The following is an 18,140-nucleotide window of genomic DNA, read 5'->3' as shown; positions in this document are numbered from 1 at the left end:
CCACCAGCACTAGGCAGCACCCATCGTACGCTGCGAAATCAACGGGGTCAGCTTCATTAGCAGCTCACCTCGTTTGCCCTCCAAAAGATCCTGACTTTTACTGGCCAACAATAACATTCCGCGACGATTGCCTGTATCCCCCAAGGGGATACCCAGTACGGAATGCGCATGTGTATTACGCATCAATTCACGCATCAATCGGCTGTCTCTAATCTGCAAAGAAAAGCTGTCAATATCGGATTCCAACCACAAACGTTTTTCCACAATGTGCTGACAGATAAACTCCGCTAAGTTGCCTTCTTCCGCTACCGCCGACTTGGCAAACCAACGCTTCAAACTGCTGGCAGGGCTGGCGGCATCGAGACGGAGGTTTTTATCCTTTTCCAGTATAATCATCCCAACCCAATCCACATTGAAGTACTCACCGCAAATACTCATAACTGCGTCCACGGTTTGCTGTTCACTGACGCCGTCTTCGAGCTGATCCAATAACTTCAGAATCAAATCGATACGAACCGAAAGAGAATTAAACGCCCCGGTCACCTCGGCCACCTCATCAGAGCCCTTGGCACTTAATTGCAGGCCAAAATTTCCTTCAGCTACCTTATTGGTGGTTTCCGCCAGCCGTTTTACCGGACGAATAACCGAGACAAAAAACCATACCGTAAACAACAAGCTCACAACGATAACGGCCAATGCCAGCGCCAAAGCGAATTTCTGTTGATTGCTCTGCCTTAGCTGATTGTACTCGTCAGCGTTTTTCAGCAGGATGCCTGTCAGCGCTTCCAGACCCTCACCCTGTTCGCGAATCTTCTGGGCCGCCCACTCCAAGCGGGGCTCGTTTTCATCATCCCCGATGGCTTCGTGGTAGCTGTTCAGAAAGATATTGAATCGCTCGCTCCATTGCTGGTAGCTGGCGTCAATATGTTGAGCGGAAAGCTGCAATAGTGTTGAGCCACCATTCAGATCTACCAAGTGTTGAGCAATGCTTTTGTTATCGCTTTCCAAGGCCGCAATGGTTTGCTGAAACTCCTTGTGATACAAAGCCACATCGCGATAATAAGATTGATAATCACGGGGCGCATTGGCCCCGTAGGCTTGAGCTTTTTCCTGGAGATTTTGAATGTCGCGTTCCAATGACTCCGCAGACGCCAGCATCAGCGTAGACTGCTGTTCCAAACGCGCGGTTTGATTGTGGAAAATAAGATTGACCAGTGCGATCAAAACCAATAACAAACCAAATAATGTTGCCTTCGTACCTAGTTTCATAAGACCTCCCCAACATTTGTTATTTGGCAAATGCTAAACAGATCTCAGAGCGACTTATCACAAATCTATATCGGTGAGTTCAATTTACTGTGAAAGCTTTATTCCCCAGACGTCCCGTCTTTCACAGCGTTGATAACGGCGTGCTCGGCGTGAATCAACGTGGTGTCCAACAATGATACCTGGGTGTCCTCCTGTGTTATCAACATGCCAATCTCCGTGCAACCGAGAATCACCGCTTCGGCACCATCCGCGGCCAGCTGCTCCACGATTCGCAGGTATTCCTGCTTGGAGGTATTCTGTATGTTCCCCTGACACAGTTCTTCGTAAATAACCCTATGAACAATAGCCCTATCACTGTCATTGGGCACGAGCACTTGAAAACCAAATTTATCCGCCAGCCGATCCTTGTAAAAGGCCTGCTCCATGGTGAAAGCCGTCCCTAACAAACCTACTTTGGCGATACCCTTGGCTTTCAATACCTCGGCCGTTGCATCCGCAATGTGTAACAAAGGAATCTGAATCGCGGCGGCGATATCGTCCGCGACTTTATGCATAGTGTTGGTGCAGATAAGCAAAAAATCAGCACCTGCGGCTTCAACCTGCTGAGCGGCTTTACTCAATTGTTCGGCCGTTGCTGGCCAGTCTCCACGATGTTGGCATCGCTCTATCGGCGCGAAATCCACACTGACCATGGCAATCTTTGCGGAATGCAAGCCGCCCAGCTTCTGTTTTACCGATTCATTAATAACCCGGTAATACAGCGCAGTACTTTCCCAACTCATTCCGCCCAGCAAGCCAATTGTTTTCATCCCCGTCGCCTTCACTCAATTCGTTAAACAAACGATCATTGAATAACGGAGCTTCAGGATTTGCAAGGCAAGCTACAAGGGTTCAAGGAGAGCGTCGGATTTGGCCCGTAGCACGTCGATGATGCGCGCATCGATCCAGTAAATATCGACATTGTCGTCATCATCAATGCTTCGGTTGAAGAGTATGTATTTACCGTCTGGGGTGACACTCGCGTACGCATCCCATTTATCGGAGTTCACAGCGTCCCCCATATTGATTGCGGGCCCCCAGGCGCCGTCAGATTGACGAAAACTGATGTAGAGATCTGATTCGCCGTAACCACCTTCCCGCTCACTGTCCCATATCAAATAGCTTTCATCGGGCGCAATGAAGGGGTGAGCTGTCCACCGCCCGCTATTCACCACAGCAGGCAGTTGAACAGGAGCCTGTCGCACGCCGCCGTCAATTCTCGACACGCGGATAACATCTCCACTCTTATAGTCATCAAACACATACGTACCCTGTGCCGAAGCTGTCAGGCGCATAATGCCCCAATCCTCTCGCTCAAACATGGGGCCAAGGCTTTTGCGTTCTGACCAATCGTCAGCCACTCGGTCCCGATACCCCTCAGCCATGTGCATGCGCTGACCATCGGGTGAAAACGTTACTTCGCCATCACGCGTAAATTCCAAGTATTTGCGCCAGACGTTATCGTGTTGACGAAAGCCGATCACCGTTGGGCGAACGCGCTTGCCGCCTCGCGTGGTGAAATAGAACTCTGTCATTCCCGGGGCAAACATAGCTTCAATTTCCCAACCTGACGTTGAAATAATGCCTGGCGCAAAAGGCTCAGCCTTCATCCCGGGCGGTTTCTGCCCCATATAGGGGCCTGTTAAGGTCGGAAATTCGTCGTCGCCATAGCTGTAAACACTGTGTCCGAGCGCCGAACACAGCAGTAAGGAAAACACGAGTTTCATTGCTCCCCCTCTGCTTGCTTAGCATCCAAAGGCGTTTGCAGGCCATGCAACCAGTTCAACGCTCGAATAGCGGTAGGCGGTGAAGCTCTCTGATGATCCCCGTCAATCACAACCTGTTCCAACATTAGGCTGTCATCATTCCGCTGTTTCAACAACGTGATGAATTCCTCGACATACTCCGCCAATTCGTTTTCAAGCGAGCCGTAGGAAATAAAGACATTGGCATTGAGAGGTTTCAATGAAGATGCACTCAATTTCACCATCGTCGGGATATCACCCTTCAGCGACGGGCTGCCAAGAATGTAGTTTTTAAACGTATCAGGCTGGGCCAATAAAACGTAGGAACCGAACACACCGCCAAGCGAATAGCCAAAGTAGCTGCGGTTGTCCGCTTGTGTGCGATAGCGGTTTTCCACATAAGGAATCACATCTTTGCGGAGAAAGGCCAAGTGATTGCCCGCCTGACCAAATTGATATTTGGCTTGGCGCTCCGGGTCTTTCGATTCCCTTACGGAGTAATCCCAGAAACGACTGACATGAGCCCCCTTCTTTTTGAACTCTTCTTTCATATCCTGCTGCCAGGAGATGCCCACTAAGATGGCATCCTCCATCAAGAACTCGGTTGCTGCATACAGCAGCTCGATATGCCAAACGCCATCGGTGTAATAGATCACCGGATAGTGGGCATCCGGCTTTTCATGATATTTATCCGGCAACTTTACGTAGAGCTCATACTGCTTGCCGGCATGAGTATCCTGAATGGGAATGACCTCGGTCCGAGGGATCTCATACGATGCAAATTCGGCGGCTTCAACCCTGGCACCAGACAGCCAAAACAAGAAAACCAAGATTAAACATTTCTTCATATCGCTCTGCTCCTAACATGACGCTTGTTGTACGAATTGTTCGAATGCAAGAGTCAACGATTCAAAATGGAAATGCTTGATGTTCGGCTGATTTTTCCCTGAAATTTGCCTGACAAGGACAAAATCCTTGTGTATCAGAAACTTAGGGGCTGGAGCATTGCTGAAATCAAGGTTTATGCTAGGATGAATGCCTTTGCTTAAACCCCTTAGCAGCAACGGTTTTTATCCTGATAGAGGCGACATGGCGGCACAGTATTGGGTAGGCGGTTTTTTCATCGACCTGTCCAGAAACCAAATAACACAGAACAATCAATCCCAGACCATTGCCCCCAAAGCCCTGGCCGTTTTAACGCATCTGGCGGAACATCAAGGCAAGGTCGTTGGCCATGAAGAGTTGCTGGCGAAAGTGTGGCCAGACACCGTGGCATCACCCAACACCTTACAACGCAATATTGCCCAACTCCGAAAAGCACTGGGGGACGATGGCAAGGTTCAGGTCTACATCAAGACACACGCCAAACAAGGTTACAGCCTGGAATGCGACGTTCGCTGGCAGGATCACTCCTCTGATATCAGCCTCGCTCCTATTCCGAGCGAAGCACCCAGTGTGCAAAAAAGTGAATTGGCCAGTGATACAAACCCGCTTGATCCGTCACATCGCTCAACAGCAGCCCGTACCCACTTATTCCCGATAGCTGTCACGGCCGCACTGCTAATATTGGCTGTTGTTGTCTATCAATTTCTCACGCCCTCAACCCACCCCAGCTTAAACGTCGAAGCTCTGCGCTCACTCACCGCAACCGATGACAAAGAATTTGATGCGAACTACACACCCGATGGCGAGTACATCGTTTTTCATCGTTTCTTAGATAAATTATGCGTGAACAATATCTGGGCAAAAAACATTCGCAGCCAGCAGGAAACCCAGCTCACTAAAAACTGGGGTGCCTATGGCCCGCACAGTTTTTCAGCCGATGGCAAACAGCTGGTGTTTTTAGCCACGAATGCCTGCGATCAACCGGTGATTGAAAAAAACTGCTATGACCTGGTGACACTGGATTTTGAAAAAGCGCTCATCAGTCCGCAAGAGCCCGAGGTGATATTGCAGTGTAAAAACTCCAGCGTGAGCAAACCAACCTGGCTGAATGACGGCAGCATTGCGATGTTACAGCGAAAATCTGCTCGCAGAGACCTCATCAAATACCGTATCGACGAAAACAACAGCACGGAGATCTATACGCTGCAGGAAGGGAATATTATCGATTATGCCTATTCACCCCAGAAAGAGCTGATCGTCATTACCCGCTTCGATCGCCATGGTGCCCAGCATGTGGACCTGATCAACACCGATGGGCGTCTTCTTTCCAGTCACCCGATTGAACTCCCAGCGGAAATTCCCGCATCCCGCCCTGTTTCTCCAAGTTTCAGCCCTCTCGAAAACCAACTGCTTTTCAGCACCGGCAAACAACTCTTTACCTTGTCCTATGAAGGTGAGGTCAAAAAAATTAGCCTGCCCTTTTCCGAGAGGATGGTTCAACCCGTTTTTCACCCGGACAGCAAACGCGTACTGATGGTGAAAGGCCCCTACGACAGTGACATCAGCCTCGTCTCTCTTGAACAGCTGTCCCAAACCAATCAAAAAGGCTATCCCAGCTTTGAACGTTCCAACCTGGGTGATGGCGACGCGAAGTTTCAGCCCAGTGGCAACCTGATTGCCTTCTGGTCGGAACGTTCCGGCGACGATCAACTGTGGATCAGCGATGGCGAAAGCGCCCAGCAACTCACCAACTTTCCCATAGACAGTAATATCCGTGGCATTGAATGGGCAGCTGATGGCCAAAGCCTACTAATCAATGTGAACTACCAACTCACTCAGGTATTTCTGGATTCCCGCCAAAAAACTTTTCCAATGAAACACCCTTCGCTCCTCTTTTATCAATGGGACAGTGAAAACAATCACGCCTTGATACTGACACGCATCAATGGCCTATTGAAGTTGGCAGAGTACGATTTAAGCAATGGCGAATACCGAATCGTCAGCGACAAAATCGTTAAGTGGGCAAAAACAAGCGCAAGCGGCCAGTTAATCTACAAAGACATGCTCGACCAATACTGGCGCCCAGGCCCTATCGAAGACCAGCACATTACAGCACTCGACAATCTTGGCGGAAACGCCAAGTCATTTGTGATGGATGGCAACGTAATCTACGCCATCACCACCCAAAACCAGCTGTGGTCTTATGACTTAGATACAGAAACGTTTACAGTGTTGGGCAAGCTTGGGAAAGAAGTTGACTATTTGACAGACGTTCGCGATGGGCAAGTGTTGATGGACATTCAAATAGCAGCGAAAAAGGAGATTGTGGAGTTGGTTTTGGGGGAGTAGAGCAAAAAGTTTTCATTTCACGAGTGTAGAAGAAAGAGACCGTCGACAGTCTTGGTGTAAAAGACTCTGGAGACTTGCCTTCCTTCCCTTCTAGTAAAACCCATAACTATTAAAGCTCACCAAAAGGAATTGGCCTACCTATTCAAGACGACAACACATCTCGACGAAGTTTAGCCCTGAGGTCCGACGCTATCATTATTTTCCACTTACCTAGTAGTGCTACATGGTCCACAGGTTACAGACCTTTTGTAGTGCCGTCAGCCGGTGCTGGTGGTTTAACCGGGCTGAAATCTAAACCTTAACCTCCCACACTTCAAAATATGCAACTATCACAGCCATGGCATTAAAATACTCGAAACAAAGCCCAACGACTATTGAATTGTGCCGGAGGCTGTTGATCAGCTCAACAACCGTGCTTAATTAAGCATCAATCATCAAAATAAGGCTCACCATCTGCCCAATAAATATCATAATCCTTTTGTAACCTTCTAAGATAACCATCTATATCAATAGCAAATGACAAAGCTTGAATGGAATCTGCACCATGTACTTCTTCGACAAATTCATCCGGAAGGCCCAAGATCTTTACTGTACAAGCCGACGCTCCTGGATCAACATCAAAATCAAATTCATCACTTTCGATCATTCTTGGCTCAGAAATGACCACTGTTAATTTATTTTTATTTTTAGATTCTTTAAATGAAAACAAAAGATCTCTCTTCGCGATAATTTTTCCCACATCTAAATTTTTCATATTATTCCAACCCCATACATTGTCTATAGGCCTTGCTTGCCGCAGCCCAACATGAGAATTTCTTCCTCCCTTTTAAACCAGAACATGTTTTTAAAATACTGTTTTTCAAAGCTTGGCAGTCTTTTTTATTTGGATCTCTATCTGCATCTGATTCACCGGGGTAGTCTAACGGATCTGGACCAACATCATCTACAGGACTAACCCAATCATCATTATTCTCAGCAGCCGGACACTGTCCATTGTCACATTCTCCTGTTTCGCCTTCATCAATTATTTCATGAATAACATATCCGCCAGCTAGAAGCAGAGTACCTCTCACTAGCAACCAACGACACCCTTGATATACAGTAAACACAGCAATACCAACACATAGCGAGCCAACATCCAACAAAAGGGACAATAAAGAAATAAATGAACGAAACCAGAATCGATGCCATGAGCAACGATTTAAGCCCAATAGCAAGAGGTAAATTCAATCTATCCAAAATCCACAACAAAAGCGTCACCGTCGGATAGACACACAGCCATATACAGAACGCATGCAGTAACTTATTGTTCATTCGCCTGCATCCGCCATAAACCGATCAATCAACTGATAATAGCCGGGAAGAATTTTCTTCAAAAATCTACGTCCCTTCTCTGTTAGGAAAACCTGTTTAGCTCGCCCATCGCTTTTGTCAGCTCTAATGGCAATAAGTTTATCAGCCTCCATGACCAGAGTTACTTATTAAGCCAGGCATTTTTTTGACCTTTTTCTCGCGAGTTTTATAAATTCTGACTGTGGCACTTTGGAGCTTTTTGTGTTGTAGGCTCAGCCCCTACAAATGGACTACCAAAATCTGGATTAAATTTTCAACCACTTTCAAATAGTGGTTGTAGTTTAGTCCAAGCTTTTACATCTTTAGTTTTGGGAGCTTTAAATGCCGTACCTGTTTCGTACATAGCACTATTACATTGAGGTCATACAACTTTGTAGTCTATGGGTTGCCAATTGCCTTGTTTGTCTTGGATGTACTTATGTGTTTTTGAACACCTTACAGCACTCCAAACAGACATAGCCAACCGTAATATCTTTCTTGTACATACTAGTGCCTAACGCCGGCAGAAAAAGCGAGTGTTAGCGAGCCAGACCGCGTCTTTTTCGGACGGTTTTGCCTGTCCTTGTTAGGGCGCCTAAGTTTCACTTGAATCTGTGTCCATTGGATAAACTGTTATTCTTATACTTGCATTTAAAGCAGCGATCTTACTCAATGTTTCAGGTCGAATTTCGTCAGTATAGCTTTGCCGATGGGTTCCACCTTCATAACCAATATCAAATATTCTTGAATAGCACTGATCCCAAAGCCTCCTCTCCTCAGGCTCAAACGATTCAACAAGGCCGCAGAGAAACTGAATCACAGCATCAGGGCTGCCTGAGTTGTGATTTGATTCAAAAGTAGCTAAGTAATGGCCACGCCCCTCACCGTTATATAAGTTGAATACGCTCTCTCCAAACTCATTAACTATTGGGGTTAAATCCTCTGGTGATTCGAGTTCTAAATCAGTATTAATATAATAAATTTTCATCAGTTTTCTTGCCCTAACAGCGTATTCAACAAACCAATATAAATAAAACCAAAAAGCGGACGCGTCTTAATAATCTAATAATTCGGGGATATCAGAAATAATAGGATGGTGTCCGTTTAAATACTTGGCTACATTCCTTTGTCCAAAGCTCTAATTTATTGTTTTAGTAGAGTTTTTTCAAGAATTAGTGCAATTATACCAAGCTCGCGAGACCTGGCGTCTAAATCTTTTTATTTAGCTACGCCTTGCATTCTCTCTTGTGTGGTTTTTTGAGAGGCAACTTTTGACATGTAAGCCATTGATATTAAAAATCTTATGTTTTATGAGTTGTTAATTCCCAATTATGAGGAACATGTAGAAATAGTGCCCATTAAAATTATGGCTGTATATCCGTACGGCCTTCTTGCTGTGAGCTTTAGTTAAAGGATGACATTTTCATTAACAAAGTTGTTTTCTCTAGAGCTCTCTCAGATTTAATGCACGCAACAAATACGGAGTAAAGCTAAATATTTGCCCTTGCTCTGAAAATCTTCCCGTTAAATGAAAAACCCAACCCAGCAACCATACTCCTCCATAAACGCTGCACTACTATCGGCTGAATATAAACATAGCATCCAGCAAGACCCAATAGCCTGAATTCATGAATAAGCTTCTTGGTCAAGACGTTAAAATCTGAGGTTTATCAAAGTAACCAAAAATGCAGAGGTGATCTGGTGAATCCCGAAACGATCATTCAACGGATCTCCCAAAACCAAAAATCACCTTGCAGCACATGCGGCCTGGTCAGACAATTTCGTAGCCTAGTGCTGAATGATCCTTCACTGGTTGATCTTTGTATCCCTTGCCGCGCTCTTTGGCCAAATATGAGTGCCTGCAGAAGGCTTTTAGCTCAGCGCCTGGACTGTGACCTCTAGTGGCCATCGTATAACACGCCCTGAGCGACCAGGTCTCTCTGCAATGTATAAACGTGAATGCCCCATTGTTGGGTTGTGCCTAATTGGCGAGATGTTGCTGCAACATGGCCGTGGCCGACGGTCATGCTTCAATCATTTATGAGGCGTGATTACTTAAGTGACTGATAGGGGGGGGTTATATCGCTTAAGAAGTCCGATGCAAACGGACAGAAAAATAAAAGAAACAAACCTCCAGAATAAAATTGTCCCAACACATCATTACCAAGCGACCAGCTCCGCTTTACCTACATTGAGAACCACCATTTCTTCCGCCATGCCGAGCCCATGATATAAAGACACCAAAATTAATATTTACACATCTGCTGTAATTACATACGGCTGTCAAATATTTTTTCTTTTTCTCCAAAAGGTGGAAAAATTTTATCCCCATTTAGTATTTTTTCAGACATTTCTTTCCAATATTCAAATTTTTCAAGCTCAACACTGAAGCCATATAAGCCTAATTTGTAACAACTACCTAGAAAGTCACATGCATCTCATGAACCTTCAGTAGCAGATTTTTCTATTAATTCCAAACCAAAACGCTCAGACTTTTCCACACCTTCGCCATTGACATACATTAGCCCCAAATTCCATTTAGCATCTACCAATCCTTGCTCGGCAGCTTTGCTGTACCAGTAGGCTGCTGATTCGTTGTCTACTTGACCTAAAGAGCCACTCGCAAGCATCGCCGCCAAATCCTTTTGAGCGTTTGCATTTCCTTTTTCTGCAGCTGAAAAAAAATCTCGAATATTATTCATTAGTAAGTTTCGCTCTCTAATTCCATGATGAACACCTAGTTGGCTTACCGTTGAAGAAACATATTAAAGGGTGGCAATGTTTTGTCTGGCAGCCCGATGCTCCCATCTTTTTTAAGTTCTCTTTAGCTTTTTCTCGGCAACCATCCTATCATAACCAGCAGTGTTCCCTTCCCCTTCCCCTTCCCCTTTTCCTTTTCCTTCCCCTTTTCCTTTTCCTTTTCCTTTTCCTTTTCCTTTTCCTTTTCCTTTTCCTTTTCCTTTTCCTCCAATAGTATCTGCGCAATTCTGGCATTCAACCTGCATATTTATATTGCACCGAACATAGATTCTCCACCCTTTTTTATAGGGGTGTCTAGGTTTTTTCTTACCTTTTGGCACTTTCCCTCCTACACGCCTCCATGCGAGCAGCTGCGCAGGAAAGTGGATTTGCAGAGCAGCTTGTTGCCAATCCAGAGGGATCAATATTCATTACTGGATTTTGCAGTGCATATCCGTAGGTATTTATCCCGCCGTCCAGCCCAATCGGATCACTTTGAATATACCGTCCAAGACTGGGGTCATAATCCCTAAAGTAAGCGATACGTTATCGCCATACAGCTATTCTTCAATGTCGTCTATTCTCTTTGTCAAATGTTCTAGGGAGACCATGAGCACAGCTAACTTCGAAATCAAGTAAGATATTTTCACTTCATCCGGAGTAATGTCAGGGTCTCCAGCGACACTGAGCTCAACCTGCTCCATCATGAAATGATGAAACCTTTGTTCCCAATATTTAGATCCTTCAATCAAACTGCTTTTTTCCATATTCACAATACACTCAATCGATTGATTGATTGATACAAATAACAGTGGCACCCTTCTAGTTATATGTGCGCAGGAGCTATTATAAACTCGAATTTGCAAATTCACATTTGCTAACACATTGGAATCATACGTGATGAGATAAAGCATCTCAGCGTTTTTGGACACGGTTAAAAAACTGCATCACGATCAAATCACCCTCAACCTCCAAGACATAACAAAGCCCTTTAAATTCCGGAAGCGAAATTAAGTACTTTCCTACATGCTCCACCTTTTTTCTTTCAGTCAAAATTCTAAGAATTTCCATTTTCTTCCAAATTATTCCGGCCCTTAGACGTTCATCAACAACCAGAAAAAGCGTATCAAGTTCGACCTCAAGACGAGCAAACCAATCCTCAAAAGCACTAACAAAGGTTATTGATACAGCCTGGTCAGAGTATAGTTCTTTTAGGCTTTCAACGATGCTTGCATCCCTGAATAAATTTTCCACCAACACTGCCGCGCACATGAATTCTCTCTTAGTTGAGACCACTAGCGAAGCTGCATCTAGGAAACCATCAAGCCGGCTTAACAATATCTGATCTTCTATGTCCATAATACTATCCACTTAACATTCATCAGGATCACCGTACCGCTCTCTAATTCCATGAATGCAAGAATAAAACATAGAATAAACTAATCATCTTCTTTTTTATCATCAATTCGCTTTAGCATATTAGCTTGAAGGCTTTTAAGGCGCTCTAAAGAAACATCAACATTTAGCTTAGACAAATTAAACTCTCCACCTTCAAGCTCTTCAAAACTCACACCAAGTTTTTGGCAGAGAACTTTTTTTTCCCTATTGGTAAGTGATTTTAAAAATTCTTTATCGATGCCTTCATCAGACATATGTGGCCACCTCTCAAACTATAAATACCCAATTTCGCCAGCTAGATGCGGGCAACTTAACTTGAAATTCCGAATTTGATTGTTAATGGCTCTTTTGGTGACCTCATCAACTTTTACAACTTTCAACCTAATTGCTAAAGTTAGCTCTAATAGATCCTCGAGCCATTCCTCACACGGATCATCATCCCCATCCTCGGGTTCTGATTCAGGGCAGTAATTTCTAGGTGGTGGCTTCCTATTTTGACGACCAGATGGTGGAAACGGGATTACATTGTCTTTGGGACGTCTTTTAGAACCACCTCTCGGGCCACACCCCAAACAAGGAACTGGTGTGCCCGTTACAGTTCTATTCCCGCCTGGCAAACCAATGCGTCTCCTTAGACCAAAAGGATCAGTATATTGAATTGGATTTCCTTCTACATAGCCATAGGTATTGATCCCTCCATCCAATCCAATTGGATCAGATTGAATATACCTTCCCAGACTGGGGTCATAATCCCTAAAGTAATTATAGTGTAACCCTGACTCCAGGTCGTAATACTGACCGGGTAATCGTAGATTGTGGGTTATAGTTTGCGTTGTAACATCCACTTCCCCAAACGGATCACGCTTGCCTTTCCAGACTACATTGGCCGAGCCATCAGTAAGAGCAAGGGAATTATCCTGATGATCCGTATGAATAAAGTAGGTGGAGCCATTTTCAAGCTGCGCCAACCGGCGACCGTTAAGATAAACGTATTGTCGAGCCACGGCTCCTGAAGCATTCGCTTCGGCAATCACGTTTCCATTTTGATCATAGATAAAATACCGAGTGACCCCATTGACCGTTTTCTTAACGCGTTGCCCACGGTAGTTATACAAATAGCTCGCAGACGCTGAACCACTTGAATGGCTGAGTCGTCCAGCTTGGTTATAGTCCATAAACACACTGGAGCCTTTATGGAGCATGTTGCCAACCTGGTCATATCCAATTTGGCCTGCTGGACTGGTCACCACAAAACTACTGGAATACGCACCATACGCTGCACTGTTAACGCCATTTAGCTGAGTGCTATAGTAGGATTGCCGGCCCGGCTTCATCGTTATCTTGAATAGGCCCCCTTCAGATGAGTTCATTGCTCCCGCATGCACGGCTGCCGAGCACACTGAGGAATTGGCTGTATATATTCCACTGCCTTTCACATTCCCAACGCTTCCCGATTTCGGGCAATAAACCGACTTTTCCTGCCCACTTTGAAAACCTAAGGATTCAGCGGTCGACGACCAGTTGGCAAGGACAATATTGGTTCCTTCCACGATAAAGCTGCCTGGCCAGGTGCTGAAATTTTTGCTCTTTATTCCATTTCGGGTACTTCCTGTATAGGACTGTTCGCCTGGCTTAACGGTAGCCTTAATCACTCCACCGTTAGAGCTGGTTAGTAAGCCGCTGTGCAAAGCGGCCCGACAGACTTTAGAATCATCCGTATAGGTATCGGTTCCATAAAGTGTTCCCTTAAAGCTGCCTGGTGGGCATGCGTAATACAGCACGCGATCATTCTGACCACGATAAGGCCACATATTGGTTCGCCATGTGGCTTTTTCAATAACTAGAGAGGGCAAATCACTTCCCGCTGTGAGAGCAAAACTCCCCCCCGAAGGGTATGGATCGTCGAGCGAAGTGACCCCGTTTCTTGTTGTGCCCGTATAACTACTTTGTCCTGGCAGAGTTTCTAAGGTAACGCCACCTCCTGTCGCTTGCTGAATGAGTCCAGCGTGCATAGCGGCCGTACAAATAGAAGAACGATCAGTATAAATATCGGTGCCATAAATGGTTCGCTTGGACTGATTCGCCGCACAAATCAATGTGCGCTTTAAACCATTTTGCCCTCTATACGCTGTTGCATTCCTGGTCCAACTGATGTCTTCTTTGAAATCAACTGCCAGTGATGTAAGACGCCCAGCATCATAGTTGTACTGATCGACAATCCTCCCGCCTTCAGTCTCTAAAAGCCGATTGCCTAAAGCATCATAATGATACCCCTTGCTACTTGTTGAGCTTTGAGCCATTGTCAGACGCTGCTCTGAATCGTAGGCGTAGGTATTGTCATTGGCCGCGTCTAAAAGATCCGTTACCGAGCTAATGTTTCCTCGATTCGTATAGGCCAATGAAACATCATTGATGCCTGTGACACTGTACTCGGTGAGTCGGTGGTTTAAATCAAACTGTCTAGATAGCTGTAAGCTGTTTCCATATAACCGGCCGGACTCTTCTCCAAATGGGTGGTAAGTGACATTAGATGCCAGCGAAGTAATGCTTGAGGCAATTTGCAAATCCTTATCCATCACTCGCCCTTGAGTATCGAGAGTATTACTCACAACACCCCCATCCGGGTAGGTCATACTCGTTACCAGACCCGCATCGTATTGGTACGACACGGTAAAGCTTACACTGTCAATCGTGACCACCTCCTGGGTTAATTCCCCAAAGACATTGTAGGATCGCTGCGTACTGCCAGAATGATCGTTAATACTGGTCAATTGACCGATGCCACCGTTTGCGGGCGCATCATAGCTGTAGGTAATATTTTCTTGGGGATCAGGGTACTCCGTGCTCAATAATCGATTAGAGGCATCCCATTGATAATTGACGACAATGCCACGCGCATCCGTTTTACTCACTAAATTGCCAGCAACATCATATTGATAGGTAGAGACTCCAGTATCAGGACTGTTTTGAGATACCTTGTCCCCAAAAACATTGTACTCATAGTGGGTTTCTCGGCCCAGGGGGTCAGTCACCTTAATGATATTATCGAAGGCATCATACGCATAAAGCGTATGCTTGTTTTCAGTATTGGTCTGTTTGATCAATCGGTTTAGCTGATCATAAAAACGTAGGGTAGCTTTCGACTGCTCATCGGTGACTTGGGTGAGATTTCCATAGTTGTCATATTGAAAGTTTTGATTGGCGTTATAGGCATCGCTAGAACTTGAAATTCGATCCAACTTATCAAACGAGGAAAACGACTTTTTGCTGACTGCACCACCAGCCGTGATAATCTTTTCGGAGATTACATTGCCATTTTTATCACGTTCATACTGAATTTTATCGCCGGATTTATCCGTGATCGACAGCAGCAAGCCCTCACTACTATACGCATAAGTAAAGGTACTACCATCAGGATGGCTTACTGACTTTTTACGCTTAGGCCCTTCATAGGTATAAACTGTTTCCCGAAAACTGGCCGGGCTCAGCTTATCGTACTTTTTAACCGTTAGAGGGCGACCTAGATCGTCGTAAGTTGTTTCGATGGTTAAACCGTTGGGGTTTTCCTGCAAAGACACCTTGCCATCGAGAACATATTGCTTGTATTCGGTCACTTGCCCAAGTGCATTAGTAACTGTTGCGATTTTGCCACAGTAGCTCGCTCCCAAACTGCAACTGTGGTACGTGATCGAGGTGACATCATTCACATCCGTTCGAGGGCCATCAATCTGTGTGACCAAGCCTTGGCTATTGTATTGGTAGCTTGTGACACGCTGGGAGACCACAGCACTGCCATCCATTTCTCGATCGGTAACGGTAAGCGGCAGGTTCTGGCTGTTGTAACTGATCAATTGCTCTTTATGTCGACCATTAGACAAACTTGCATAGGTAGTCTTTGTCGGTAGTGAAAGTTGATTGCTCAGATACTCATAGGTGGTTGTTCTTGCTACAGGTGTGCCCACCGCTTCCGTACGAGACGTCACCTGATGGCTCGCATTATAAACTACGGTTGTTTTCGCTGATGCTTGACCGGAGCGCTCCGTTTGGTTGCCATGGGAATCGTACTTGTAACTTCTGCTGGAACCGTCTGGATAGGTTTTACTACTGATGCGGGATTTGCCGCCTGATGCCCGCAGGAAACGATATTCCGTCTTAGAGGCGTGCGTATAGTTGCTATGCTGTTGACTTTGGTAGTCAACATATTCATTAGGCTTTACCGTCCATGAACGCCCACCAAGGCCATTGTAATAATGTTCAGTTTTGTGTCCCAAGGGGCTGGTTATCGTCACTCGGTAGTTTTCCCACATGGGACTACCAGGCGCAGAATAGGCAATGCTGCCGATATTAACCCCGTCCGCGGGCTCAATGGAAAACAGCCATTTGCCCTCATTAGGCTTATCGATTTCAGTGATGTAAACATCACTGTCATACGCAATGTGACTCGTATAGCCGCCCATGTCCTGAATGGAAACCAAGTTCCTTTGGGCGTCATAAGTAAAATTGGCTTCTCGCCCAAACGGGTCCGACACTTTGGATACCAAGCCATTCGCATTGTAGGTAAAGGTTGTCACCCGGCTCTGGGCATCGCTGATGCTGATTAAACGTGCATTACTGTCGTAGGTCAGTGTTAAGCTGAACCCATCCACACTTTTTACTTGGGTTAAAAAGACCTGTTGTGAATTGGTATTCGATGGTGAGCTGTAGGTATATTCTGTACCGTTTTGAGCGCTTAGCACATAGTGTGAGCCACTCACCTTAACCAAATTTTCGGTCTCGCCATAAGGCGCTTCAAACTCACCCGCGCTGTTGTACACAAATACAGAGCGCTGGCCGTCCGGCATAAAAATAGTCGCCGTTGCACCGGGGTCCTCAACCAAATACGTTCCGTAGTTAAATGTCCATTTGTTACCGAAGACTTCATTCTGCGCAATGGAGGACTGCGAGTTGTAGCTCAAATCCAGGCTCACATCCGGACCGTATGGTGCGTCGTACCACAGCGGTGTGTCTGTCACATAGAGGTTGAGGTTTCTATTGTTCACCGCCCAATCGGGACAACCCTGACTTTTACATTGACCTGGACTACCTAAATCATCCTCTGGCCGCTGAACCCCACAACAGCCACCAAAGATTTGTTCCGCATCCGCTTGACTCAGTCTTTCGCCGGGTAACTTTTCTTGTTTATCCGCGAAGACAAGAAGATTCCCTTCCCATTCATTCTCAAATTCATCAATTGATTGTCGGAAGCGACGTTTGTTTTGCTCATCGTAAATGACGACTTGATTATCCGTCGCCTCTTCAATAATCCAATAATGGCCAGAACCTCCAACGCTGTCTCTATTGACCTGGGCGATAGCGGGAAGAGGAAGAGATTGAATGGATTCACCTGAGGTTTTAATGGCTGTGGTTTCATATCCATGAGTTTTAGCAATTTCACTGAGGTCATGCATACTAAAGCCAACACTGGACTCCGGTTTCAAGGATTCCAGTTCACGAGCAGCCTCGACATCACCATTTTTCAGTGCGATTTGGCTCAGTGCTTTTGTCCCGCAATCCGCAAGCATACGACCATCTACGCGAGATCGAGAAATACGCTGCAACCAATTTTGGGCGTAGGTTCGCTGTCGCCAATCCATGCCATTAGCCGCCAACTCTGAAAACAGGCGGCTGGATTCCTCTGGACTGTTTTCCAGCAAGCGCAGAACGGCCAAACGGCTTTTAGCTTTGTCAGACAGCAGCTTCGCAGTTGTGCTTTGCTTACCTTTGTATCGACTAATTAGATCGCTAAATTTTTTGCCTGCTTCATTGTAACGTCCGTTGTAGCGAGCATCACACCCTTGGTGCAGAATAGCTTCACCTGTCCAGATGCCGTTTGGATAAGCTTTGACGTACTCACCCAGCATGTCATAGGCATGATCATAGTTATGCTGGTTCCACTCATTCATGGCTTCGCCAAACATGATATGTTGATCGATAGCATCACTTTTTGAACGGGAGGATTTTGATAATTCAAATGACCGGGCGGCTTTGCGCTTGTTGTGGAAACTGACGTCTTCATCGGGCACCAAGGTGCCGCCAAGTTGGCCCATGGCCATAATGTCCTGAACCGTTGGCTCACGATTCTCTCTTGCCGAGAAACCATCAAAGGCAGGTTTAATGGATTGGATTTCTCGTACAAGCTGCTCTTCAGTGGGCGCCTTGCTTAGAGCTTGAGATGAAAGAGCGAAGAAAGAAAAAGCTACAAACAGAAAACGTCGAACCATAACGTCGGTACCTATCCTTTTGTTGAGTTGGTTATCCATGAGTAATGGAGGGATATTATCCTACCGGTTTCTGGTGCAATCCGAAATATACAACGTCACAAAAGTTGAATGTTAGAGAAATCTC

Annotated in this window: 15 protein-coding genes; 1 reads left to right on the top strand and 14 read right to left on the bottom strand. The window is 45.7% G+C overall.

Translation table 11 applies throughout. The features are described from left to right. Positions 1-9: 9 nt before the first annotated feature. From ABWW03_RS17925 to ABWW03_RS17910, 4 genes are all read right to left on the bottom strand, one after another. Complete coding sequence (locus tag ABWW03_RS17925) at positions 10-1,269, bottom strand: HAMP domain-containing protein (RefSeq protein ID WP_353410665.1); 1,260 nt, start codon at positions 1,267-1,269, stop codon at positions 10-12. A gap of 98 nt (positions 1,270-1,367) precedes the next feature. Beyond that, positions 1,368-2,078, bottom strand: a complete 711-nt coding sequence (locus ABWW03_RS17920) for an aspartate/glutamate racemase family protein (RefSeq protein ID WP_353410663.1) — start codon at positions 2,076-2,078, stop codon at positions 1,368-1,370. Positions 2,079-2,150: 72 nt separating this feature from the next. Then, on the bottom strand, positions 2,151-3,035 hold the full coding sequence (locus tag ABWW03_RS17915; protein WP_353410661.1) for a TolB family protein: 885 nt from the start codon (positions 3,033-3,035) through the stop codon (positions 2,151-2,153). Beyond that, a complete protein-coding gene (locus ABWW03_RS17910; RefSeq protein ID WP_353410659.1) occupies positions 3,032-3,901 on the bottom strand; it encodes an alpha/beta hydrolase in 870 nt (289 codons plus the stop codon). The genes ABWW03_RS17915 and ABWW03_RS17910 overlap by 4 nt, the downstream gene beginning before the upstream one ends. Positions 3,902-4,142: 241 nt before the next feature. Between ABWW03_RS17910 and ABWW03_RS17905 the strand changes: the two genes are divergently transcribed. Next, positions 4,143-6,287: a winged helix-turn-helix domain-containing protein gene (locus tag ABWW03_RS17905; protein WP_353410657.1), complete on the top strand. Its 2,145-nt coding sequence runs from the start codon at positions 4,143-4,145 to the stop codon at positions 6,285-6,287. A gap of 427 nt (positions 6,288-6,714) precedes the next feature. Here the strand turns inward: ABWW03_RS17905 and ABWW03_RS17900 are convergent, their stop codons facing one another. The 10 genes from ABWW03_RS17900 to ABWW03_RS17855 form a co-directional block, all read right to left on the bottom strand. Then, complete coding sequence (locus ABWW03_RS17900; protein WP_353410655.1) at positions 6,715-7,041, bottom strand: hypothetical protein; 327 nt, start codon at positions 7,039-7,041, stop codon at positions 6,715-6,717. 1 nt (position 7,042) lies between these two features. Beyond that, the gene (locus ABWW03_RS17895; RefSeq protein ID WP_353410653.1) at positions 7,043-7,396 is read right to left on the bottom strand and encodes a hypothetical protein; all 354 of its coding nucleotides are present in this window, start codon (positions 7,394-7,396) and stop codon (positions 7,043-7,045) included. A gap of 818 nt (positions 7,397-8,214) precedes the next feature. Further along, positions 8,215-8,607: a hypothetical protein gene (locus ABWW03_RS17890; RefSeq protein ID WP_353410651.1), complete on the bottom strand. Its 393-nt coding sequence runs from the start codon at positions 8,605-8,607 to the stop codon at positions 8,215-8,217. A gap of 1,450 nt (positions 8,608-10,057) precedes the next feature. Further along, positions 10,058-10,321, bottom strand: a complete 264-nt coding sequence (locus ABWW03_RS17885; protein WP_353410649.1) for a tetratricopeptide repeat protein — start codon at positions 10,319-10,321, stop codon at positions 10,058-10,060. A gap of 111 nt (positions 10,322-10,432) precedes the next feature. Then, complete coding sequence (locus ABWW03_RS17880; protein WP_353410647.1) at positions 10,433-10,699, bottom strand: hypothetical protein; 267 nt, start codon at positions 10,697-10,699, stop codon at positions 10,433-10,435. Next, positions 10,686-10,901 carry an RHS repeat-associated core domain-containing protein gene (locus ABWW03_RS17875; RefSeq protein WP_353410794.1) on the bottom strand — a complete coding sequence of 72 codons (216 nt, stop codon included), beginning with the start codon at positions 10,899-10,901 and terminating at the stop codon, positions 10,686-10,688. The genes ABWW03_RS17880 and ABWW03_RS17875 overlap by 14 nt, the downstream gene beginning before the upstream one ends. Before the next feature lie 17 nt (positions 10,902-10,918). Further along, positions 10,919-11,131, bottom strand: a complete 213-nt coding sequence (locus ABWW03_RS17870) for a hypothetical protein (protein WP_353410645.1) — start codon at positions 11,129-11,131, stop codon at positions 10,919-10,921. A 142-nt stretch (positions 11,132-11,273) separates the two neighbouring features. Beyond that, complete coding sequence (locus tag ABWW03_RS17865; protein ID WP_353410643.1) at positions 11,274-11,717, bottom strand: hypothetical protein; 444 nt, start codon at positions 11,715-11,717, stop codon at positions 11,274-11,276. Positions 11,718-11,797: 80 nt separating this feature from the next. Next, complete coding sequence (locus tag ABWW03_RS17860) at positions 11,798-12,010, bottom strand: hypothetical protein (protein ID WP_353410641.1); 213 nt, start codon at positions 12,008-12,010, stop codon at positions 11,798-11,800. 18 nt (positions 12,011-12,028) lie between these two features. Continuing rightward, positions 12,029-18,055, bottom strand: a complete 6,027-nt coding sequence (locus ABWW03_RS17855; protein ID WP_353410639.1) for an LCCL domain-containing protein — start codon at positions 18,053-18,055, stop codon at positions 12,029-12,031. Positions 18,056-18,140 lie beyond the last annotated feature (85 nt).

The sequence above is a fragment of the Pseudoteredinibacter isoporae genome, assembly GCF_040372805.1.
Classification (GTDB): Bacteria; Pseudomonadota; Gammaproteobacteria; order Pseudomonadales; family Cellvibrionaceae; genus Pseudoteredinibacter; species Pseudoteredinibacter isoporae_A.
Note: the sequence above shows the minus strand (reverse complement) of the source record. Positions and strands in the feature narration are given on the sequence as shown.

Coding starts and splice junctions, on each gene's coding strand:
- ABWW03_RS17890 (WP_353410651.1), bottom strand. CDS start 8,607: ATGAAAATTTATTATATTAATACTGATTTAGAACTCGAATCACCAGAG.
- ABWW03_RS17920 (WP_353410663.1), bottom strand. CDS start 2,078: ATGAAAACAATTGGCTTGCTGGGCGGAATGAGTTGGGAAAGTACTGCG.
- ABWW03_RS17855 (WP_353410639.1), bottom strand. CDS start 18,055: ATGGATAACCAACTCAACAAAAGGATAGGTACCGACGTTATGGTTCGA.
- ABWW03_RS17900 (WP_353410655.1), bottom strand. CDS start 7,041: ATGAAAAATTTAGATGTGGGAAAAATTATCGCGAAGAGAGATCTTTTG.
- ABWW03_RS17860 (WP_353410641.1), bottom strand. CDS start 12,010: ATGTCTGATGAAGGCATCGATAAAGAATTTTTAAAATCACTTACCAAT.
- ABWW03_RS17885 (WP_353410649.1), bottom strand. CDS start 10,321: ATGAATAATATTCGAGATTTTTTTTCAGCTGCAGAAAAAGGAAATGCA.
- ABWW03_RS17910 (WP_353410659.1), bottom strand. CDS start 3,901: ATGAAGAAATGTTTAATCTTGGTTTTCTTGTTTTGGCTGTCTGGTGCC.
- ABWW03_RS17915 (WP_353410661.1), bottom strand. CDS start 3,035: ATGAAACTCGTGTTTTCCTTACTGCTGTGTTCGGCGCTCGGACACAGT.
- ABWW03_RS17905 (WP_353410657.1), top strand. CDS start 4,143: ATGGCGGCACAGTATTGGGTAGGCGGTTTTTTCATCGACCTGTCCAGA.
- ABWW03_RS17865 (WP_353410643.1), bottom strand. CDS start 11,717: ATGGACATAGAAGATCAGATATTGTTAAGCCGGCTTGATGGTTTCCTA.
- ABWW03_RS17925 (WP_353410665.1), bottom strand. CDS start 1,269: ATGAAACTAGGTACGAAGGCAACATTATTTGGTTTGTTATTGGTTTTG.